General features: G+C 75.3%; 15 protein-coding genes. 12 read left to right on the plus strand and 3 right to left on the minus strand.

Translation table 11 applies throughout. The annotated features are described in order from the left end of the window. The first annotated feature begins 41 nt into the window (after nucleotides 1-41). The 5 genes from G3576_RS24345 to G3576_RS24365 all read left to right on the plus strand — a co-directional run bounded on the left by G3576_RS24345 (nucleotide 42) and on the right by G3576_RS24365 (nucleotide 7,119). Nucleotides 42-455, plus strand: a complete 414-nt coding sequence (locus G3576_RS24345) for an ABA4-like family protein (RefSeq protein WP_164697077.1) — start codon at nucleotides 42-44, stop codon at nucleotides 453-455. Then, on the plus strand, nucleotides 452-1,225 hold the full coding sequence (locus G3576_RS24350; protein ID WP_164697078.1) for a hypothetical protein: 774 nt from the start codon (nucleotides 452-454) through the stop codon (nucleotides 1,223-1,225). The genes G3576_RS24345 and G3576_RS24350 overlap by 4 nt, the downstream gene beginning before the upstream one ends. Before the next feature lie 31 nt (nucleotides 1,226-1,256). Beyond that, on the plus strand, nucleotides 1,257-2,924 hold the full coding sequence (gene mdoH, locus G3576_RS24355) for a glucans biosynthesis glucosyltransferase MdoH (RefSeq protein ID WP_164697079.1): 1,668 nt from the start codon (nucleotides 1,257-1,259) through the stop codon (nucleotides 2,922-2,924). 238 nt (nucleotides 2,925-3,162) lie between these two features. Further along, complete coding sequence (locus G3576_RS24360; protein WP_164697080.1) at nucleotides 3,163-5,268, plus strand: HWE histidine kinase domain-containing protein; 2,106 nt, start codon at nucleotides 3,163-3,165, stop codon at nucleotides 5,266-5,268. Nucleotides 5,269-5,421: 153 nt separating this feature from the next. Further along, entirely contained in the window at nucleotides 5,422-7,119 is a 1,698-nt protein-coding gene (locus G3576_RS24365) for a methyl-accepting chemotaxis protein (protein WP_164697081.1), read from the plus strand. An 18-nt stretch (nucleotides 7,120-7,137) separates the two neighbouring features. Here G3576_RS24365 and G3576_RS24370 read toward each other — a convergent pair whose 3' ends face one another. Together G3576_RS24370 and G3576_RS24375 are read right to left on the minus strand one after the other, a co-directional pair. Beyond that, entirely contained in the window at nucleotides 7,138-9,222 is a 2,085-nt protein-coding gene (locus tag G3576_RS24370; protein ID WP_164697171.1) for a YjbH domain-containing protein, read from the minus strand. A 205-nt stretch (nucleotides 9,223-9,427) separates the two neighbouring features. Beyond that, on the minus strand, nucleotides 9,428-12,151 hold the full coding sequence (locus G3576_RS24375; RefSeq protein ID WP_235952414.1) for a polysaccharide biosynthesis/export family protein: 2,724 nt from the start codon (nucleotides 12,149-12,151) through the stop codon (nucleotides 9,428-9,430). 35 nt (nucleotides 12,152-12,186) lie between these two features. On the opposite strand from G3576_RS24375, the gene G3576_RS24380 reads away from it, so the two are divergent. The 7 genes from G3576_RS24380 (at nucleotide 12,187) to G3576_RS24410 (ending at nucleotide 20,529) form a co-directional block, all read left to right on the plus strand. Next, a complete protein-coding gene (locus G3576_RS24380; protein ID WP_164697082.1) occupies nucleotides 12,187-13,986 on the plus strand; it encodes a heparinase II/III domain-containing protein in 1,800 nt (599 codons plus the stop codon). Between the two features lie 105 nt (nucleotides 13,987-14,091). Next, complete coding sequence (locus tag G3576_RS24385) at nucleotides 14,092-14,967, plus strand: hypothetical protein (RefSeq protein WP_164697083.1); 876 nt, start codon at nucleotides 14,092-14,094, stop codon at nucleotides 14,965-14,967. Beyond that, entirely contained in the window at nucleotides 14,964-16,178 is a 1,215-nt protein-coding gene (locus tag G3576_RS24390) for an O-antigen ligase family protein (protein ID WP_328729731.1), read from the plus strand. Before G3576_RS24385 ends, G3576_RS24390 begins: the two co-directional genes overlap by 4 nt. After that, nucleotides 16,171-16,773: a sugar transferase gene (locus G3576_RS24395; protein WP_164697084.1), complete on the plus strand. Its 603-nt coding sequence runs from the start codon at nucleotides 16,171-16,173 to the stop codon at nucleotides 16,771-16,773. Before G3576_RS24390 ends, G3576_RS24395 begins: the two co-directional genes overlap by 8 nt. Nucleotides 16,774-16,892: 119 nt before the next feature. Next, nucleotides 16,893-18,083 (plus strand): DegT/DnrJ/EryC1/StrS family aminotransferase, encoded by a 1,191-nt coding sequence (locus tag G3576_RS24400; RefSeq protein ID WP_164697085.1) that lies wholly within the window; start codon nucleotides 16,893-16,895, stop codon nucleotides 18,081-18,083. 5 nt (nucleotides 18,084-18,088) lie between these two features. After that, nucleotides 18,089-19,339: a glycosyltransferase family 4 protein gene (locus G3576_RS24405; protein WP_164697086.1), complete on the plus strand. Its 1,251-nt coding sequence runs from the start codon at nucleotides 18,089-18,091 to the stop codon at nucleotides 19,337-19,339. Continuing rightward, a complete protein-coding gene (locus G3576_RS24410) occupies nucleotides 19,336-20,529 on the plus strand; it encodes a glycosyltransferase (protein WP_164697087.1) in 1,194 nt (397 codons plus the stop codon). The genes G3576_RS24405 and G3576_RS24410 overlap by 4 nt, the downstream gene beginning before the upstream one ends. Here G3576_RS24410 and G3576_RS24415 read toward each other — a convergent pair. Continuing rightward, a complete protein-coding gene (locus tag G3576_RS24415) occupies nucleotides 20,433-22,115 on the minus strand; it encodes a dihydroxyacetone kinase family protein (protein ID WP_164697088.1) in 1,683 nt (560 codons plus the stop codon). The genes G3576_RS24410 and G3576_RS24415 overlap by 97 nt on opposite strands. Between the last annotated feature and the right edge of the window lie 20 nt (nucleotides 22,116-22,135).

Consider the following 22,135-nt stretch of genomic DNA (forward strand, 5'->3'; position numbering starts at 1 on the left):
GGCGATCAAACTGACCATTGGACAGTCGGAGCCCCTGACCCGTGGAAACCTTTTTCTCGGCGGTGAACCTGATCGCCGTGGCAGGCTGGATCGGCCTGCTGGCGGCGCCGCGATCCCGCGCCGTCACCTGGTGGTTCGCGGGGCTCGCCGTGCCGGCGCTGCTGGCGGTGCTCTACCTGGTGCTGCTGGCCACCTACGCCCCGGGGGCGGAGGGCGGGTTCTCCTCCCTCGCCGGCGTGGCATCGCTGTTCAGCACGCCGGGCGTGCTGCTGGCGGGCTGGGTGCACTACCTCGCCTTCGACCTTTTCATCGGCGCCTGGATCTGCCGGCGCGGGGCGCAGGAGGGGATGAACCCCTGGCTGGTCCGCCTCTGCCTGCCGCCGACCTTCCTGGTGGGGCCGGTCGGGCTGCTGCTGTTCCTCGGCCTCCGCGCGGCGCGCGGGAGGGCGGCATGATCGCGATCCTGCGGGAGCTGGACCGCCGCCAGCCCACGCTGGCTCGGCTGGGCTTCGCGATGGCGGCGGTGCTGGCCTTCTGCCTGGCGGCGATGCTGCTGGACGGGCGGACGATCCATGGCGTCTCCGTCTGGACCAAGCCGGCAAAATTCGCGGCGTCGCTGGCCGTCTGGTGCTGGACGCTGGCCTGGGCCTGGGGGGTGCTGGCGCCGGTGGCGCGGGATGGCTGGATCGCGCGGGTCGTGCTGTGGGGCACGGTGGCGGCGGCGCTGTTCGAGCAGGGCTGGATCACGCTCCGCGCCGCGCTCGGCCTGCCCAGCCATTTCGCCACGGATGCGCTGGGCGCCTTCATGTTCGGCGTCATGGGCGCGGCGGCGCTGGGGCTGGTGCTGCTGGCGGCGGTGCTGGGGCTCCTGGTGCTGGCGCGTGGCGACGCGGCGCAGCCGCGGCCCTGGCGGCTGGCGGTCGGGCTCGGGCTCGTCACGGCCGGCGTGATGGGCGGCGTCACCGGCTTCGCCATCGGCGGCCAGGGCTCGCCCCTGGTCGCGGGCAGCGTCACCGGCGCCTGGCCGCCCTTCTACTGGTCCCGCGATGGCGGCGACCTCCGCATCGCGCATTTCCTGGGCACCCACGCCATGCAGGCGGTGCCGGCCTTCGCCCTGCTGGCCTCCCCCGGCGTGGCGGGGGTGGTGCTGGCCGCGCTGGCCTGGCTGGCGCTGAGCCTCGGCGCCTTCGCCGCCGCGCTGGCGGGCATCCCCCTCATGCCGTAAGGGCGCCATCATCCCGCATGATGGATGGCGCGTGACCGACGAGAACCCCCTGCTCCGCCGCGCCGCCTTCGGCGCGCTGGTGTTCCTGATCGCCGCCTTCCTGTTCTGGCTGACCTGGCGGGCGCTGACGCCGGTGAACGGGTGGGAGGCGCTGATCCTCCTGGCGGTCGCGCTGACCACGCCCTGGACGGCGCTCTCCGCCGCCAATTCGATCGTGGGCCTCGCCCTCCTGCTCGGCACGCGGAACCCGCCGGCCGCGGTGCTGCCCGCGCTGGCGCGCGCCAGGCCTGGACTGCCCGATTCCGTCACCGCCATCGCGGTCTGCATCCGGAACGAGGCGATGGAGGCCGTGCTGCCGACGCTCGGCACGCTGCTGGACGGCCTCGCGGAGAATGGCGCCGCCGAACGCTTCCGCCTCTGGCTGCTCTCCGACACGCAGGACCCCGCGATCGCGGCCGCCGAGGAAGCCGCCATCGCGGCCTTCGCGGCCGCCCATCCCGGCCGCGTCCACTACCGCCGCCGCGCCGACAACGCCGGCTACAAGGCCGGCAACGTCATGGATTTCCTCGACCATCACGTGACGGACGAGGCCTTCTTCATCACGCTGGACGCCGACAGCGTGATGACGCCCGCCGCCGTGCTGCGCCTGGTTTCGATCATGGAGGCCGAGCCGAGGCTCGCCATCGTGCAGCAGCTGATCGTGGGCCGCCCCGCCACCGCCGCCTTCCCGCGGCTGTTCCAGTTCGGCATGCGGGCCGGCATGCGGAGCTGGGCGACGGGGCAGGCGTGGTGGCAGCTCGATTCCGGGCCCTATTGGGGCCACAACGCCATCATCCGCGTCGCGCCGTTCCGCGCGCATGCGAAGCTGGAACCGCTGCCGGATGGCAGCCGCATCCTGAGCCACGACATGGTGGAAAGCGTGCGCCTGCAGGCCGCGGGCTGGGCCGTGCGCTGCCTGCCCGCCGAGGATGGCAGCATGGAGGCCAACCCGCCCGCCATGCCGGAATTCATGCGCCGCGACGAACGCTGGGGCGCGGGCAACATGCAGTATTTCCGCCTGTTCGACCTGCCGGGCATGACGGCGCTTGGCCGCTTGCAGCTGGTGCAGGCCATCCTGCTGTTCCTGGGCGCGCCGCTCTACGCCGCGATCCTGCTGCTGGCGGCGGGCAACGCGATCACCGGCGGCGGCACGGGCACGCCGATGGGCGCGCTGGCGCTGGCGGTCTTTGCCCATGCGCTCTGCTACTTCTCGCCCAAGCTGTCGGGCTATGCGCAGGCGCTGATCCAGCGCGAGGTCGCCGCGACCTATGGCGGGCGCTGTTCCTTCGCGCGCGGCGCCGTCGCGGAATTCGTCTTCATGCAGCTGTTCGAACCGCTGTCCACGCTGAACAAGGCGATGTTCCTGCTGACCTTGCCCTTCGGCGCGCGCACGGGATGGGCGCCACAGAACCGCGCAGACCGCGGCATCGGCTGGGGCGATGCCACGCGCCTGTTGTGGCGGCACACGCTGGTCGGCCTCGCACTGACGGCCTGCTTCGCCGCCGTCTCGCTGCCCGCCCTGCTGGTCGCGCTGCCCTTCACCGCCGGCATGGTGCTCGCGATCCCGCTCTGCGTCTGGAGCGCCGATCCCCGCATCTCGGCCTCGTTGCGCCGGAAGGGGATCGCGAGCACGCCCGAGGAGTTGGCCGCCGCCCCCTGACCTGCCCGGCGCCGCACGCCAGCACTGTCGATCACAAACCCGTGCGGCGTGACGTGAAGCGCCACGCAGCGCGCATGATGCGACGCGGACGCTACAGACCCACCGCAGCCTTCCGATTATGGTCAGGTGTGGGCAGCTCCCGTGATCTTCCTGCTGCCACCACCGACGGCGTGGCTGCCGGGGCCGAGAGGGGGGACGTCGCATCGGAACCCCAGCCAGCAACGCACCGGCCGCCCCCTTGAACGCTCATTCCGCACCACCTGACGGCCCGGGCATCGCCCGCCATCTCGCCGTCCTCTGCCTCGCCATCGTGGTCCCGGTGCTCGTGCTCGCGGCCGCGCTGGCCGGGCTCTACGTCGCCGCGGAACGCGACCGGCTGGGCCAGGCCGCGCTGCGCGCGGCCACAGCGACGTCGCGCGCGCTCGACCTCGACCTCGCGGGCCTGGTCGCCAGCGTCGAGATCCTGTCCCTCTCCCCCGCGCTCCGCGCCGGCGACCTCGATGCCTTCGATGCGGAGGCGCGCCAGGTGCGGGAAAGGCTCGGCGTGAACGTGGCCATGCGCGACCGCGGCGGCCAGCAGCTGGTGAATACCCGCCTGCCGCGCGGCGCGGCGCTGCCCCGCATCCAGGACTTCGCCTCCGACCGCCGCGTCGCGGAAACCGGCCAGCCTGACATCTCCGACCTGATCGCGGGCGCGACGACGGGAACGCCCCTTTTCGTCGTCAACACCCCGCTGTGGCGGGACGGCGCCGTCAGCCATTTCCTGAATTTCGGCGTGCCGCCCGCGCGCGTTCGCCAGGCCATCCGCGACGGCGGCGTGACCCCGGGCTGGAGCACGACGGTGCTGGACCGCAACGGCGTGGTGCTGGCCGACCTGGGCGCGCCGGACCCGGCGCTCGGCCAGCGCCTGCAAGGCGACGCCTGGTGGCGCGCCGATCCGGCGGAGGGGCTGCGCTGGATGGTCCTGCCCTGGCAGGGGGAGGATCGCCAGCTGGTGGCGCATGTGCGCTCCGCGCTCTCCGGCTGGACGGTGATGGTGGCGGTTCCGGCCCGGCTGGCCACCGCACCGCTGCGCCAGTCCCTGGCCGGGCTTGGCGCGCTGGTCGCGGCGCTGCTCGGCCTCTCGGCAGGCCTCGCCCTCCTCTTCGCGCGGCGCATCGCCAGCCCCATGGCGCGGCTGGCCGCGGCCGCGCAGCGTCTCGGCCAGGGCGAGCCCGAACCCTTCCGGACGACCGGGCTCCGGGAAGTGGACCAGGCAGGACAGGCGCTGGCCGATTCCGCGGCGGAAAGCCACCGGCGACAGGCGGAGGCGGAGGAAAGCGCCGCTCGCTTGCGGCTCGCGCTGGAAGCGGCGGGCTTCGGGCGATGGGAGGTCGATACGCGCACCGGCCTCGCGAGCCGCGCGGGGCATGTCATCAAGCCGCGGCCGGGCCTGCCGCTGGAAGGCTACCCGCTGGAGCATTTCCTGCGGGAGATCGTGCATCCCGAGGATGCCGCCCAGGTCCGCGCTTCCTTCGACGCCCTCCTGGCAGGCCGCGCCACGCGGCACCGCACAGAATACCGCGCCGCCACGCCGGATGGCGCGGGCTGGATCTGGGTGGAATCCTATGGCGGCGTCGTGGAGAGCGATCCCGCCACCGGCGCGCCGATCCGCATCAGCGGCGTGTCCCGCGACATCAGCGACCGCAAGGCCGCGGAGGCGCAGCGCCGCATCCTGCTGCGGGAGATCGACCACCGCGCGAAGAACGCCCTCGCCGTCGCGCAATCCATCGTCGCCCTGACCCGCGCCGACGACCCGGCGGCCTATGCGAAGGAGGTCAACAGCCGCATCGCCGCCCTGGCGCGGGCGCATACGCGGCTGGCCGCGGAGGGGTGGGCTGCGGTGGACCTGCGCGACCTGCTGGCGGATGGGCTGCGGCCCTTCGGCGCGGTGGGCCTGGCGGAGGACGAGGCGGCAGCGCGCATCCTGCTGTCAGGCGATCCCGTCGCCCTGCCCGGGGATGTCGCGACGCCGGTCGCGATGGTGATGCATGAGCTCGCGACCAATGCCGCCAAGCATGGCGCCCTGTCCGTGCCGCCGGGGCGGGTGGAGGTTGCCTGGACCGTGGACGGCACGGGCCTGCTGCATCTCCGCTGGACAGAGCATGAGGGCCCGCCCGCCACGCCGCCGGCCGGCAGGCCGCAGGGAGCGCGCGGCTTCGGGTCCCGCATGATCGACGCCACCATCCGCCACCAGCTGGCCGGCGACTACAGCCTCGACTGGACGGCCACGGGGTTGCGCTGCCGGATCAGCATCCCGCTCCGCCGCGCGCCATCGCAAGGCGTTGGTGCCGGGGTCACCTGAGCAGAATGTAACGGCCCCGACAGCATCGCCGGTCACGTTCAGTTAATGGGTATCCGGCAGCCTGGGTGGGGCCGCCGGATGGGTATGCCCCCCCCCTCGTCGCTGGCTGCGCGACAAGGGGCGCCTGCATTTCCAGATCGGATTCACCCACCCATGCTGCAACGCCTGCTCGACCTGTCGATCGCCCGCAAGCTCGCCGCCGCCTTTGCGGTGGTCATCCTGGCATCTGCGACCGCCGGCGGCCTCACCTGGCTTCGCCTCGACGCGCTGGAAAGCGCCGCGCGCTGGAACGCGCATACGCGCCTCGTCCTCGAACGCACCGACCGGATCGTCGCGGCGATGGTGGACCAGGAGACCGGCGTGCGCGGCCACCTGCTCAACGGCGATCCCGCCTTCCTCGACCCCTACCGGGCCGGCCAGGCCGCCTATACGGAGGCCATGGCGGAGATCCGGCGCCTGACGGCCGACAACCCCACGCAGCAGGCACGGCTGGCGGATCTCGACCGTGCCGCCCGCGGCTGGACCGAGGGGCATGCCGGCCGCCAGGTCGCGCTGATGGCGCGCGGCGACGAGGCTTCCCGCGCCGAGGCGCGACGGATGGAGGAACAGGGCGCCGGCAAGGCCGCCATGGATGCGGTGCGCGCCAAGGCCGCCGAGATCGCCGCCATGGAGCGGCAGCTGCTGGCGCAGCGCACCGACGCGCAGATGGCTGCCTTCACGGAGGCACGGCTGATGCTCGGCCTCGGCACCGGGGCGGCCGCGCTCCTCGCCCTCGTCTGCGCCTTCAGCCTGGCCCGCACCGTCGCCCGCCCCCTGACCCGCCTCGCGGATCAGGTGACGCGGATCGCCGGCGGCGACCTTTCCGTGGCCATCGAGGGCGAGGGCCGGCGCGACGAGGCTGGCGCCCTGGCCAAGGCCGTCGCGGTGCTGAAGGACAACACCGCCCGTGCCCGCGCGCTGGAGGCGGAGGCCGAGGCACAGCGCCTGCGCACGGAACAGGATCGGCGCGCCGCCCAGCACGCCATGGCCGACCAGCTGGACCGCACCGTCGGCAGCGTCACCGCCACGCTGTCGAGCGCGGCGACGGAGCTGCAGGCCACGGTCGGCACCCTGACCGGCGGCGCCGAACGCACCGCCCACCAGGCCATGGCCGCCGCCGCCGGCGCGACCCAGGCCAGCGCCAACGTCCAGACCGTGGCGGCCTCCACCGAGGAGATGGCCGCGACCGGCGCCGAGATCACGCGCCAGGTCGCCGAAGCCGCCGCGATCGCGCGCCGCGCGTCGGAGGAGACGCGCGCCACCGACGCGACCGTGCAATCCCTGGCCGAGGCCGCGAGCCGGATTGGCGAGGTGGTTCGCCTGATCGGCGACATCGCCGGGCAGACCAACCTCCTCGCCCTGAACGCCACCATCGAGGCCGCCCGCGCGGGCGAGGCCGGCAAGGGCTTCGCGGTGGTGGCGAGCGAGGTGAAGACGCTGGCCGCCCAGACCGCGAAGGCGACGGAGGAGATCAGCGCCCAGATCGCCGCCATGCAGGGCGCGACAAGCCAGGCGGTGGAGGCCATCCGCGGCATCGGCGCGACCGTCGAGCGATCCAGCGAGATCGCCGCCGCCATCGCCACCGCCGTGGAGGAACAGGGCGCCGCGACGCGGGAGATCGCCCGCAACGTCACGGAGGCGGCGTCCGGCACCAGCGAGGTCTCCTCCCAGGTCGAGCGCGTGAATGCCGGCATCGCCGAAACCTCCGACGCGCTGCGCCACCTGCGCGCCGGATCGGATTCCGTGGCGAGCCAGGGCGAGTTGCTGCGCGCCGAGGTCGGCAGCCTGGTCGAGAAGCTGCGCGCGGCCTGATCGGACTGGGCGGCGGCTTCAGCGCATGAACCCCCCGAACCCCTCCTCGAAGGCCCGCGCCCTGCCCTCCCGCGTCACCTCCCAGAGCGGGTTGTCCACCGCGAGCCTGGCGCCGCCATCGCGCGTCACGCCGCGGATGGTCAGCGGCGCCACGCTCCGCGTCTCGATCCCGAACAGATCGAGCGGCACGCGCACATAGATCCCCCGGTCGAAGCTGCCCTCGCCGAAGGTCTTGAAGGGCACGTCGGTCAGGGTGGCGAAGCCGCCGACCTCGATGCCGCTGCGGAAGCGGCGCCCGATCTCGATCGTGCCGCCCCAATCCCCCGCCAGGTAGCGCCCGGCCCGCGCCACGCCATACATCCCGTGCCAGGGCAGGTCGGCATAGACGGACACATGCCCCGTCGTGACGTTGTAGCCCTGCAGGCCGAAGCGCTGGTCGTAGTCCCGCTGCGCCACCTGCGCGACATCCACGCCTACACCCCAGGCCTGGCCCTGCGGCCGCCACAGCATCTCCGCCGACACACCCGCGAACATCGGCTCCAGATAGCCGCCGGTGACGCGCGCAAAGAGATCAGGGCCCAGGCCCCAGATGCGCTCCCCATAGAGGGCCGGGATCGCCGTCTCCCCCTCCCGCGCATAGCGCGCCGCCTCGCTGCGGACGCGGGGCAGGCGGCTGTCGGAGGGCGGCGCGCCGGCCAGGTTGCCCGCCAGCGTCCGCGCGACGCTCCCGGCGACGGCGACGCCATGCCCGACCTCCAGCCGCGCGCCCAGCACCGCCTGCGCCTGCCAGCGGAGCGTGCGTGACGGATCGCCGAACAGGGTCGAGAAGCGCGGCTCCAACCCCCAGGAGAAGCCGCGCCCACCATCGATCAGCCCGAAGGCGTCACCCCCCGCCGCCTCCAGCCGGCTGGCATAGAACACCTCCTCCGCGCTGCCATCGCCGCGTGCCGCCGCCTCCATCGCGCCGCGCGGCAGCGTGAGCCGCGCCACCTCCACCCCCGCCTGGCGCCAGGAGAAGACGATGCGCTCCACCCCCGGCGGCAGATGCGGCTGCACCGCCCGCAGCATCCGCCCGGCCGCGCGCGCCAGCGTCCGCTGCCGGCCGCCTGCGACGGCAATGCGCGCGACTTCGCCCTCGATCCGGATGCGCACGGGGCGGAAGCCGATGGCGCGCAGCGCCGCCGCTACCGCCGCCTCGGCGTCCGGCGGCGCCTCGGCCGGCCGCGCCGTCATCGCCGGCGGCGGCGGGCGCTCCACCTCCGGCACCCGATCCGGATCCAGCCGCGCGGAGACCCGCAGCAGCAGATCCGTGCCATGCACGAACTGCACCCCCGCATCCAGCCAGCCATTCGACCATTGCAGGCCGTAATTCACGCGGGATCCGGCCTCCCCCCGCAACCCCGTGGTCCGGGACGGCCAGCCGCCGCGCTCGTCCCGCAGCGCATCGCCGGACAACTCCACCTTGGCGCGCAACCCCTCGACCTCCCCCCAGGGGGTCCAGACCGGGGGCAGGGAATACTCGAGCCCGCCGAACAGCGCCGCACTCTCCCCTCGGAAGAACTGGAAGGTGTTGATGGACCCGCCCTGGTCCACATCGCGCGGCCGCACCTCGAAGCGCGGCGACAGGGCCGCCAGCGGGTTCTGCCCATCCGCCGCGGTACCGAGCCGCCCCCAGCCCAGGCCCAGCGTCGCATCCAGCGGCCCGAAACGCTTCGACGCCACGACATACTCGCCGGAATAGAGCCCCGTGCCGATGAAATCCTGCAGCCCGACCGCGATGGCGGGCGTCCAGTCCGTCTCCTCCCAGATCCGCATCTTCAGGTCGAAGGCGCGGTCATTCGTCATCCCCGCGCCCGTCGTGCCATCCAGCCGCTCCGTCAGCCGGAACGTCGCCTCCAGCCACGGCAAGGCCTGGAAGGAGAGGAAATGAAAGCGCCGCTGATGCCGGACCGCCGTCCCCGCCTCCAACACCCCATCCGGCCGGAACCGCGCATTGCGCATCTCCAGCAACCCCACCCCGCCATAGTTCGACCCGGTCCCCGGCACCTCGTCGGCGGCGCGGCTCGGCGCGGGGGCGATGAGGAGCGCCGCGAGGGCGAGCAGCCAGGGGGCTCTGCCCCCTGGACCCCCGGCCGGGGGGCGTGGCGCCCCCCGGACCCCGCCAGGAATTGTCAACGCCGGAAGGGAGGGGGGCCGAAGTGCCCCCCTCCCTTCCGGCGTTAAAAGCCCGGTGGTCCAGGAGGCCCCTGCCTCCTGGTGGGGGGTGCAGGGGGGCAAAGCCCCCCTGTCAGCCACCCGCGCCACGCCCTCAGCGCATCTCTCGCGCGATCACGGCCAGCGCGGCGGAGGAGATGGTGACCTGGCTCAGCACCTGGGTCAGGTCGCGGATGAAGCCCCAGGTCTCGAAGGGGGAGGGGTCCTGGGGCACGACGACCAGGCTACCGGGCGGCACGGGCGGCCCGCCGGCCTGCCAGCCGGACAGGCCCGCGGGGGCGGACTGCCCGTTGGGCAGCACGACGAAGGCGCGGGAGGTATCGGCGAAGCGTTGCGGCCCACCGGCGGCGCGCAGGTAGTCGCCGGCGCGCCAGCCGGACTGGAATTGCAGGCTGCCGGGGTTCAGGACGGCGCCGACCACCGTGACCTCGTTGGGCCGCTTCGGGATGACGATCAGGTCGCCGGGTTCCAGCAGCACATCGAGTTCCGGTCGCGCCGCCAGCAGCACCGGGTTGGCTTCCACCACCATGCGCCCGGCGGCCTGCGCCTGGCGGAGCGCGTTGGCGAGTTCGCGCCCCGCGCTGATGGCGTTGCCGACATCGACATTCTGTCCCCGTCCCCCCGCTACCGCCTGCCCGGCGGCGACCTGGATGAGCGAGGTCTCGAGGTCCCGCGCCGTGCGGGCGAAGCCTTCCTGCTGGCGCAGCCGCACGCTGTCCCGCGTGAAGACGGTGCCGTAGGCATAGGCCTGCCCCGTCAGCCCACCGGCGCGGGCGAGCAGTTCGGACAGGCGCTCGCCGCGGCGGATGTCATAGACGCCGGGCCGCACCGCTTCGCCCGCGAGCGTCACCGGCCCCGTCTCCCGGTCCGTGAAGCCGCGCGGCACGCGGATGACGTCGCGGGGTGAGAGCCGCACGGCGCGGAAGTTCCGGCTGCGGAGGTCGAGCAGGGTGCGCGACAGCGGGATGGTGCCGGACTGCTCCGTGGGTTCGCGGGCGAGTTCGATGGCGGAGAGGTCCGCGCCATCCGTCACGCCGCCGGCCGCGGCCAGCAGCGCATCCAGCCCGGTATTGTCCTGGATCGGGAAGAGGCCGGGCTGCCGCACCTCGCCGGCCAGCAGCACGGCGGTGTCGAGCAGGAAGGACAGCAGCGGCGGATAGTCCCGGAACACCGGCGGGCAGCCCGGCGCGCCGATATCGGGGAAGCCGGCGCCCCGGGCATGGGCGAAGCGCGCCGGCGCGCTGCGGGCGGCGATGGCGAGCTGGGTCAGGGCGGGGCAGCTGTCGTCAGCCGGCGCCTCCCCCCGCAGGGCGCGCTGCACGGGCGGGCTCGCCATCCAGGCGATGTCGCTGTTGCCCAGCACGATCACCTCGTCGCCCTCGGCCAGCGGCAGGTTCCCCTGGCCCTGCAGGGCGCGGGAGAGGTCGAAGGGCACGAACTGGCGCACCCGCGTCTGCGCATCCAGCCGCAGGATGACCGCCAGCCGCGGATAGGGATCGGGCCGCACCAGCCGGGAATCGGAGAGCAGCCCGGTGAGGGAGGCGCCGCCGCGCCCGATCGCCCGCGTCACCGGGGCGGTGACGTGGCCCGCGAGGCGCAGCTGGTTGGCGATGACGTCGGCGCCAGGCTGCACCAGCACGCTGTCGCCCCGCCGGACCAGGTCCTGGGGACGGAGTTCGGTGAAGCTCCGCCGCCCACCGCCATCGGTCCCTTGCGCCAGGAATCGGTTGCCCGCGGGGCGCAGCGGGTCGCCGGCCAGGCGCAGCGCGGTGGCAAGCGGCACGCCGGTGCTGCCGGCCGGCAATTCGTAGATGCCGGGCCGCGTCACCTCCCCGGCCAGCGCCACGACGCCGCCCAGCGGCGGCACCACGATCCGCTCCCCCTCCCGCAGCGAGAGGTCCACGCTGCCGCGTTCCCCCGCGATGACGGCGTAGAGGTCCACCACCCGGCTGCCGCGCGGGCCTTCCACCCGGATGCCCCGCAGCGAGCCCGTCTTGCGCACGCCGCCGGCCTGCTGGAGGGCATCGAGCACGGAGGACAGCGCCGTCAGCGCCTGCATCCCCGGCCGCTGCACCTCGCCCCCCACGAAGATCGCGATCTGCCGGACCTGGCCGATGGCGAGGTAGGCGTCCGTCCCCGGCATGTCGCGCGCGATCCGCGCCTCGAGGTCCGCGCGAAGGTCGCGGAGCGTGCGGCCGGCGGCGGGGATGGGCGGCAGGTCGGGCGTCACCAGCGTGCCGTCGCGCAGCACGCGGAGGTTCAGCGTGGACCGGGTACGGCCGCGCAGGGCCAGCACCAGCTCATCGTCGCGCCCGATGATGTAGTCGTCGGGCAGTGCGCCCAGCACGCCGGCGCCGCCGGGGCCGCTGCGGAAGCTGTCATAGCCGAACTGCCGCAGCGCCAGGCCGAGCCGCTCCGCGAAGAAGATTTCCGTATGGGAGAAGGGCTCCTCCGGCGACGCCAGGGCCGCGACCGGCGGCGCGGCCTGCATGGCCGGGAAGGGCGAGGCGGGCGTCGGCGCGGCCGGCGCGGGCAGCGGGCCCGGGGGCGTGCGGCCGCCGGCGGCGTCCAGGATGCGCTGCATGATCTCCTGCTGCGCGCCCGGGGGCAGGCTCGGCAGGGGCAGCCCGCCTGGCAGCAGGGAGGGCAGGGCGGGGGGCGACAGGGCCGACCCCACCGCCGGCCCGGTCGCCGAACCCGGCGAGGCGGAGATGGCCGGCGGGCCCGCCGGCTGGCCCTGCGCAGGCGGCAGGAAGGCCATCGCCCCCGCCAGGGCCGCCGAGAGCAGTCTCAACTTCAGAGTGAATTGCGATGGCATGATTTACGACCCTGTGTAGCATAAACATTACGCTCATGCCGAACCAAGCCCCCTCGCATCCCGGGTTGCGTGTCATCCCGACGCCCCCCAGCCCCGGCCGCCGCGCGGCGCTGCGCCTGGACGCGGCCTGGCGGCTCGGGCCAAGGCCGGTGTCGCTGTTCATCGCGCATCGCCTGGCCCTGGCGGCGGGGCTGCCGGCCCGGCGGCTGCGCGATGCGGCGCCGCCGGCAGGTGCCTTCCTGCCGGGCATCGCGCCGCCTGCCCCGCCCCTTCCGCCGGGCAGCGCGGGCCGCCTGCTGGAAGCGGCGGGCGCGCTGCCCGCCCGGCCGGACTGGCATGGCCCTTTCGACGCCGCGGCGCCCGCGCTTGGCCTGGACCTGTTCCGGGCGGGCGATGTCCGGCCGGTCTGGGAACGGCACCGCTTCGGGGATGTGCTGCTGCTGGTCCAGGCAGCGCGGCTGGACCCCGCCGGCCCGCACCTCGCGCGCGCCGAGGCGCTGCTGCGCGACTGGTCCGCCGCCAACCCCGCCTTTCGCGGCCCCGCCTGGGCCTGCGGGCAGGAAGCGGCGCTCAGGGCGCTCACACTGGCCCTCGCGCTCGCACTGCTCGATGCGGATCGCGGCCCGCCAGCGGGCGCGCGGGCGTTGCTCGGCCTGCTCTCCCGGCGCATCGCCGCGACACCCGCCTATGCCGCGGCGCAGGACAACAACCACGCGATCTCGGAACCCGCCGGCGCCTTCGCCTGCGCCCTGCTGCTGGGGGATGGGCGCGGCGCGGCGCGGGCGGCCCGGCACCTGGCCCGCGCGGTGGCGCGGCTGGTGGCGCCCGATGGCGGCTTCGCGCAGGTCTCGGCGGGCTATGCGCGGCTGGCGCTGGATACGCTCTGCCTCGCCGAATGGCTGCGCCGCCGCCACGCCGCGCCGGCCTTTCCCGAACCGCTCGGCTCTCGCGCCGCGGCGCTGGTGGCGTGGCTGCACCGGGTGACGGCGCCGGATGGCAGCGGCGCGGCGCTGGGGGTGGAGGATGGCTCGGCACTGGCCGATCTCGGCCTGCACGGCCCGGGTGACGCCCGCGGCAGCGTGGAGCGCGCGGCGCGGCTCTTCGCCGGCTCAACCGCCGGGTCGGCGGATGATCCGGGCTGCGCCTGGCTCGGCCTGCCCTGCCCCGCATCGCGGCTCGATCGACCCGCACGCTGGGTGGCGACGGGCACGATGGGCTGGGCGGCGGGGGCCACGGCGCTGCTGCGGACGGGCCCGCTGCGCTTCCGCCCCGCGCAGTCGGACCTGCTGCACCTCACGCTCCGCGATGGCACGGTGGTGGTGCTGCGGGATGGCGGCACGGGCTCCTACAACCCGCCTTCCCCGGGCTGGTGGGACGCGATCGGGGCCGCCGCCGCCCACAACGCCCCTGTCTTCGATGGCCGGGACCCGATGCCGCGGGCGGGCCGTTTCCTGCTGGCACGCTGGCCGCGCCTCGGCGTCCTGCCCGATGGCGCCTGGATGCGCGACCATGCCGGCAACCGGACCGAAAGGCGGGTCCTGGCCACGGGCCGCACCTGGACCATCGAGGATCGCGTCGCCGGCCCCTTCCGGCAGGCCGCCTGGCATTGGCGCCTGCCGCCCGGCGACTGGCACCTGACGGCGGATGGGGTGGAGGGCGCGCCCGCACGGATCGCCGCCTCCGCCGATGCGCCCCTGGCGCTGCACCTGGCCGAGGGGTGGGAGAGCCCCGCCTATGGCGCGCTGCGCCCGGTGCCGGTGCTGGTGGTGACCGCCGCCGCCCCCGTGTCCCGCCTCCTGACCCAGGTCACCCTGCCCGCCGGAGACGCCCCATGATGGCCGGACGCCAAGGCCCGGCGGTCCAGGGTCGCCTTGGACCCTGGCGGGGGGTCCAGGGGGGCGGCGCCCCCCTGCGCTTCCTCGCCCGCGCAGGCTGCCCCCATGCCGCTTGACCACCTCCTCGCCCGCATCTGGGCCCTGCGCTGGCGCGTCCTGCTCATCGCCGCGCTCATCCTCGGCGCCGGCGGCACCACCATCATCCAGTGGCCGCGGCAATATGTGGCGGAGGCCATGGTCGCGCCCGCCGAGACCACCGGCATCGCCACCTCCACCCTCCTCTCCTCCGCCTCCACCGTCTCCGGCCTGCTGGACACGCGCCCCACCGGGAACTTCGCCATCTATCTCGGCGCCCTCCGATCGGCGGAGGCGGCGGCGATGCTGGTGCGCGACACGCCGCTGCTGGCGCTGATCACCGAGCGCCGCGCCGCCTGGCCCGGCGGCGCGATCCGGGAGGCGCTGGACCTTCGCATCCAGGCCGACATGGACGATGCGCGGGACTGGCTGGAGCGCAACCTGGCGCTGACCCAGACGCTCGGCGCCGTCACCTGGAACCTGGCGCTGCCGCATCGCGACCGCGACTTCGCGCTGGATGCGCTGGCCCGGCTGCACGCCTTCGCCGAGGCCAAGGTGCGGGCGGATCTGGAGGAGATGGCCCGCCGCCGCGTGGCCGCGCTGGAAGCCCGCCTGGCGCGGGAGCCCGACCTCTATATCCGCCAGTCGCTGTATGAGCTGCTGGCGTTGAACCAGCGGGCCGGCGTGGTGGTGGCGGCGGATGAGGCGGTGGCCGCACGGCTCGTCTCCGCGCCGATGGTGGGGATCCGCCCCTCGCTCCCCAACCGCCCGCTGCTGCTGCTGCTGCTGCTGGTCGCGGCGCCGATGGCGGCGGTGGGGCTGGTGGGGGCGGGGGTGCTGCTGCGCCAGGCCTCCGCCGCCCCGCGCGTGATGGCGCGCCCGCTGCGGGTGGAGCCGGCGGAGTGACGGCGCCGCCCGCCGCAGCACCGGTTGCCCTGGCGGCGGGGGGGCTCGCCGCGACCCTGCAGATGGCGGGCGCGCTGAAGACGGCGCCGCCCCTGGCCGGCCTGCCCATCGACCTGACGCTGGCCAGCCTGGCGCTGCTGCTGCCGGCGATCGCGCTGCTGGCGGTGTCCCGGCACTGGCGCCTGGATCCGGCCATCGCGCCGCCGCTGGCCGCCGCCGGGCTGTTCTGGGCCTGGCTGGTGGTGGCGGGGGCCTGGAGCCCGTCCTCCACGGTGCTGGCCGCCAAGCTGCCGGAGGTCATCCTGGCCGGGCCGCTGATGCTGGCGACCGGCATGATGGTGGGGGCGGAACCCGCGGCGCGGCGGGCCCTGTCGGCCACCACCATCGCCATCGGCGCGCTGCTGGCCGCCATCGTCGCCTGGGGCGTGGTCGGCGGCTGGGCGCTGGCGGCGCTGCTGGAGGCCGAGGCCCAGCGCCTGCAATACCAGCTGGCCGGCCTCGCCATGGCGACCGCCGCCGCCCTGGCCGCGGTGAAGCTGGTGGAGGCGCCGTCCTGGACCGGCCGCGCCGCCTGGGCCGCGCTGATCCTGGCGCTGGCGGCGGCGGCGCTGCTGCCGGGCGGACGCACCGCGCTGGTGGCGCTGCTGCTGGGCGTGGCGCTGGCGCCCGCGCTGCGCCTGCCGCGCCGGGCGGCGCTCACCTGGGCCGCGGCGGTCGCGGCGGCCGGCCTGGCCGGCCTGCTCTGGCTGGTCCTGCATCCCGGCCATGCGGAGGGGCTGCGCACGCTGGAACGCCTGACCGGGGACGCCGCCGGCTTCGATGCGCGGCGCGGCCTCTGGGCGGCGGCGCTGGACTGGGCGGGGGAGGCCGCGCCCTTCGGCCTCGGCACCGGCGGCTTCACCATTGCGGCCGGGCATGGGGAGAGGCGCGGCCTCTACCCCCACAACCACGCGCTGGAAGCGCTGGCGGAGGGCGGGCTGCCCGGCCTGCTGCTCTGGCTCGGCACCTTCGGCGGCGCGGCCCTGGCCATGCTGCGCCTGGCGCCGACCCTTGCCCCCGCGCGGCTGGCGCGGATGGCGGCGATGGTGCTGCCGGTGGCCATGACCATCATGGTCTCGACCGACCTCGGCAACCGCATGGCCTGGTTTGCCCTCGGCCTCGCGCTCAGCCTCGGCCTTTCCGCCCGGCCGCTGGAGGCCGCCCATGCATGAGCGCTTCGGCAAGCGGGCGATCGACCTGCTCGGGGCCGCGACCTTGCTGGTGCTGCTCTCGCCCCTCTTCGCCGCGGTGGCGCTGGCGGTGCGATGGCGGCTCGGCGCGCCGGTCTTCTTCACCCAAGCCCGTGCCGGCCGACACGGCGCGGCCTTCAATCTGAAGAAATTCCGGTCGATGACGGAGGGGCCGGGCAGCGATGCGGATCGGCTGGATGGCTTCGGCCGTGCGCTGCGCGCCTCCGGCCTCGACGAGTTGCCGCAGTTGCTGAACGTGCTGCGCGGCGAGATGAGCCTGGTCGGCCCCCGGCCGCTGCCGCTGGACTACCTGCCGCTCTATACGCCCCGACAGGCGCTCCGGCTGCGCGTCCGGCCAGGGCTGCTGGGGCCCGGTGTCGCAGCCGGGCGCAATGCGGTGCCGTGGGAGAGGCGGCTGGAGCTGGACGCCGCCTATGCCGCGGCGCCGCTCCGCCTCCGCACCGACCTCGCACTGGCGCTCCGCAGCCTCGGCGTCTGGCTGCGGGGGGAAGGGGTCACCGCGCCAGGCCACGCGACCATGCCGGCCTTCGACCCCGCCGACCGGGCGGATCGCTGACGCCACCCGCCGAAACCCCGGCTGCAATCGGTTGTGGCTGCAAGACAGGGCTTGCGGGACCGCGGCGGTATCAATCACGATGTGATATAGATTCACTGTTTATCAACTTATGGGTTCGCATGGCCACGCCCCTGCCTGCTGCCGCTGGCGCGATCCTCCCCTTCCCCGCGCGCCACTCCCCGGCGCCGCTGCTGCTCTCCCCTCCTCACCTGGCGGGCGGGGAGGCCGATCGCGTGCGGGAGACGCTGGAGGCCGGCTGGCTGGCCCCCGCCGGGCCCACCCCCCTGGCCTTCGAGGCGGTGCTCGGCACCATCACCGGCCATACGGCGGTGCTGGCCACCGCGTCCGGCACCGCGGCGCTGCACCTGGGCTACCGGGTGCTGGGCGTCCTGCCGGGCGATGAGGTCTGGGCGCCCTCCATGACCTTCGTCGCCACCGTCGCGCCGGCGGTGCAGATGGGCGCGGTGCCGCGCTTCCTCGACGTGGCGGGGACGGGCTGGACGATGGACCCCGGACTGCTGGCGGAGGAACTGTCGAAGGCGGCACGGCGCGGGCGGCTTCCGCGGGTCGTGGTGCCGGTCGACCTCTACGGCCAGTGCTGCGACCTCGATGCCATCGTCGCGGCCTGCGACCGCTGGGGCGTGCCGGTGATGGTGGACAGCGCCGCCGCGCTCGGCGCCACCCAGCGCGGCGGGCGCCATGCCGGGCGCGGCGCGCGGCTCGCCGCCTATTCCTTCAACGGCAACAAGATCGTCACCGCGGGCGGCGGGGGCGCGCTGGCCGGTGAGGATGCGGCGCTGGTCGCCCGCGCGCGGCAGCTGGCCGGCCAGGCCAAGGAAGCCTGGCCGCATTACGAGCATGAGACCACGGGCTACACCTACGGCCTCTCCTCGGTCCTCGCCGCCGTCGGGCTGGCGCAGCTGCCGGCGCTGGCGGCGCGCGTCGCGCGGCGGCGGGAGATCTTCGCCCGCTACGTCGCGGGCCTCGCGGACCTGCCCGGCATCGGCTTCATCGCCGAGCCCGCCTGGGGGCGCGCCAATCGCTGGCTGACGGTCGTGACGATCGACCCCGGCCCCTTCGGCATGGACCGGGAAGGCGTGCGCCGCGTGCTGCAGGCGGCGGGCGTGGAAAGCCGCCCCGCCTGGAAGCCGCTGCACCTGCAGCCCGCCTTCCGCGATGCACCCCAGGCCGGCGGCGCCACCGCCGCCGCGCTGTTCGAACTCGGCCTCTGCCTGCCCTCCGGCACCGGCATGACGGAGGGCGACCAGGCGCGGGTGATCGACCTCATCCGGTCCTGCGCGCGGCCCTGAACGCCATGGGCCTCGCTATCCTCTACCTCCACCAGCATTTCTCGACGCCGGATGGCGCGACCGCCACCCGGGCCTACAACCACGCCACCGCCCTGGCGGAGGCCGGCCATGCGGTGACGCTGGCCTGCGGCCGCTATGCCGGCGGCGCCACGGGGCTGGACGGCCCCTTCCGCCACGGCCAGCGCCGCGGCGAAGTGGCGGGGTTCGAGCTGGTGGAATTCGACCTGCCCTATGGCAATGCGCAGCCGCTGGCGCGGCGCAGCCTGGTCTTCCTGCGCTATGCAATCGCGGCCTCCCACCTCGCCCTGGCGCGGCGCTGGGACCTCATCATCGCCTCCTCCACCCCGCCCACCGTCGCCATCCCCGCCCTGCTGGCGCGGCGGCTGCGCGGCACCCCCTTCCTGTTCGAGATCCGCGACCCCTGGCCGGAACTGCCCGCCGCGCTGTCGAAGCCCGGCGACGGCGTGCCGGGGCCGGTTCTGGGCGCCATCGGCCGGCTGGTCGATGCCGCCTGCCGCCAGGCCGCGACGGTCGTCGCCCTGACCGAAGGCATGGCGCGCACCGCCCTGGCCCGCGGCACGGACCCGGACCGGCTGCGCGTGCTGCCGCAGGGCGCGGACCTCGCGCTGTTCGGCCCCGATGCCCGGCCCTGGCGCCCTGAAGGCGTCGGCGCCCAGGAGATGCTCGCGGTCTATGCCGGTGCGCATGGGCGCGCGAACGGGCTCGGCGTGCTGCTGGATGCCGCCGCCCGGCTGCGCGGCACCGGCATCCGCATCCTGCTGGTGGGCGATGGCGCGGAGAAGCCGGCGCTGATGGCCCGCGCGACGGCGGAGGACCTCCCCGTCACCTTCCTCGCCCCCCTGCCGAAGCGCCGGCTCGCGGGGCTGCTGGCAGGGGCGGATGTCGGGCTGCTCTGCCTGGCGCCGGTGCCGGAATTCGCGGAATGGACGGCGCCGAACAAGCTGGCGGAATGCCTGGCGGCGGGGCTGCCGGTGGTGGCCAATGTCCCGGGCCGGGCGCAGCGCCTGCTGGCGGAAGGCGCCTGCGGCCTGTCCGTGCCGCCCGGGGATGCCGATGGGCTGGCGGCCGCGCTGCTCGCCATGGCGGATGATCCCGCCCGCCGCCGCATCATGGGCCGCGCCGCCCGCCGCCTGGCGGAACGCTATTTCGACACCCGCCAGATCGCCGCCCGGCTGGTCGCGACGGTGGAGGCGGTGGCAGGCCACGCCACCCAGGCCCGGGCCCTCGCGCCATGACGCCGCCGGCCGTCCTGATGCTCTCGGCCGCGCATCCGGCGGAGGATGTGCGGATCGTGGCGAAGGAAGGCGCCGCCCTGGCCGCCGCCGGTTTCCCCGTGCGCCACCTGGCGCCAGGGCCCGTCGGCGCCACGCGGCTGCTGCATGGCGTGGCGCTGCAGACCTATCCGCGCCCGGCGGGCGGCTGGCGGGCGCGGCTGATGGCGATCCCGGCGCTGGCCGACCGCGCCGCCGCGCTGCGCCCCGCGGTGATCCATGCGCATGAACCCGACAGCTGGCTGGCCGCGCTGATGGCGGCCCGGCGCTGCGGCGCGCGCGTGGTGCTGGACGTGCATGAACACTACCCCTCCCGCCTCGACCCCGTGCTGCCGCGGCCGCTCCGCCCGCTGGGCCGCGCCCTGGTCGCCGCCGCCTGCCGGCTGATGGCAGCCCGCGCCGACGCGGTCGTGGTGGCGAAGGATGGGCTGGAGGGGTGGCTCGGCGGCGCCGCGCGCTGCACGCCGGTGCGCAACTACGCGACCTCCGTGCCGATCACGCCGCGCCGCCACCGGCCGGGGCCGCTGACCCTGCTGCATCTCGGCGCCCTGACCCGCGCCCGCGGCGCCTTCATCATGCTGGAGGCGCTGGCCCTGCTGCCGCCGGGCACCAGGCTCCGCCTGATCGGCCGCTTCACCGATGGCAGCGAGGCCGCCTTCCGCGACCGCAGCCTGGCGCTCGGCCTGGCGGGGCAGGTGGAGTATCTCGACTGGATGCCGCGGGAGGAGGCGCTGGCCCTGGCGGCGGAGGCCGATATCGGCCTGGTGCTGTTCCAGCCGGGGGTGGAGAACCACCGCCTGGCGCTGCCGCACAAGCTCTTCGACTGCATGCTGGCCGGGCTGCCAGTGATCGTGCCGACCTTGGCGGAGGAGGTCGCCGCCATCGTGCGCAGTGCCGATTGCGGGCTGACCGTGGATACGGCCGATGCGGCCGCCGTGGCGGCGGCGATCGTCGCCCTGGCCGACCCCGGGGTGCGGGACGCGATGGGCCAGCGCGGGCGCGATGCCGCCCTGACCCGCTTCGGCTGGGCGGCGGAGGCCGCGCGGCTGGTCCGGCTCTACCGGCTGCTCACCGCCTCCTCCAACGCCGCCATCCAGGCGGCGATGGCGGCGGCGCCGGCATCGGTGTGGCCGAGCGCGCGCTCCCCGAGGTAGCTCGCCCGGCCGAGCCGCGGGCGCATGGAGGCAGTCGCCGCCGCCCCCTCCGCCGCCGCCCGCGCGCCGGCCGACAGCGCCGCGGCGCCACCGCCCGGCAGTGCCGCGCGGAAGGCGGTGGCGGCCGGGCGCAGCGCATCCAGCATGGTCCGGTCGCCCGGCTGGGCGCCGCCGAGTTCGGTGATGGCGTCCGCCGCCGCCTCCAGCGCCGACGCCCAGTCCGCGGGCGCGGGGCGGGCCGGCAGGGCGCGGGCGGCGCGCAGCAGCGCGGTGGCGTAGAAGGGGCCGGAGGATCCCGCGATGGCCCGGCGCAGCGTGCCGGCCATGGCGGAAAGCGCCGTCGGCGCATCCGCGAAGGCGCCCTCCGGCAGCGCCCGCAGCGCCGCCGCGCCGCGCGCCAGCGACAGGCCGAGATCGCCATCCCCCGTCGCCGCATCCAGCGCCGTCAGCCGCGCCTCCGCGCCTTCCAGCGCGCTTGCCACCGCCAGCACGGCAGCGCGGATCGCGGGATCGGCCGCGCCGGTCCAGGGATGCGGCGGCGCCTCGGCTGCCGCGACCGTCGCGCGCGCCTCGGGGATCGAGCCGCCGCCCGGCCAGGCGGGCGCGCTGGCGGGCGCGTCGAGTCGCGCGAGCCGTGCCTCGTCCACCGCCATGAGGGAGAAGGAGCAGCCGGGCATTTCCAGCGCGGAGAGCAGCGTGCCGCACCAGGCCCGCGCCACCGGCACGCCCCGCGCGCGCAGCCCGGACAGCGCCTCCCGCGTCATGAGCGCCAGTTCCATGGGCGGCGTGCCGCCGAGGCCGTTGACCAGCAGCGCCACGGGCGTGCCGCCGGGCAGCGCCATCTCCGCCGTGATGCGGTCCAGCAGCGTCGCCGCGATGTCGCGCGCGGGGGCGAGGGGCACGCGCGCCACGCCGGCTTCCCCGTGGATGCCGAGGCCGAGTTCCATCTCCCCCTCCGGCAGGTTGAAGCCCGGCTTGCCGGCCGCCGGCACGGTGCAGGCGCCGAGCGCGACGCCCATGCTGCCGAGCGCCGCCGCCGCCGCCCGCACCTCCGCCGCCACGGCATCGAGCGAAAGCCCCGCGGCCGCGGCGGCGCCGGCGACCTTGTGGACCAGCACCGTGCCGGCGATGCCGCGGCGCCGCGCGGGCTCCACCGTGCCGGCCAGCGCCACGTCATCGGCCACCACGGCGACCTCGCAGGGGATGCCCTCCGCCCGCGCCAGCTCCGCCGCCAGGCCGAAATTCAGCCGGTCCCCCGTGTAGTTCTTGACGATGAGCAGCGCGCCCGGCGGCCCGGCGACGGCGCGGACGGCCGCCAGCACGGCGTCCACGGGCGGGCTGGTGAAGACGTCGCCCGCCACCGCCGCATGCAGCAGGCCGGGGCCGACATAGCCGGCATGGGCGGGTTCATGGCCGGCGCCGCCGCCGGAGATGACCGCGACCTCCCGCCGCTCCGCGAAGGCGGGCAGGCCGGCACGGAGGATGACGCCCTCCTCCGCCAGCAGCGCCAGGCCGGGCGAGCAATCCGCCAGGCCTTCCAGCATCTCCCGCACCGTCGCGCGGGGGTCGTTCAGGAATTTCCGCATGGCGCCCTCTCCCTTTGGCC

Source organism: Falsiroseomonas algicola (assembly GCF_011040385.1).
GTDB classification, from domain to species: Bacteria; Pseudomonadota; Alphaproteobacteria; order Acetobacterales; family Acetobacteraceae; genus Falsiroseomonas; species Falsiroseomonas algicola.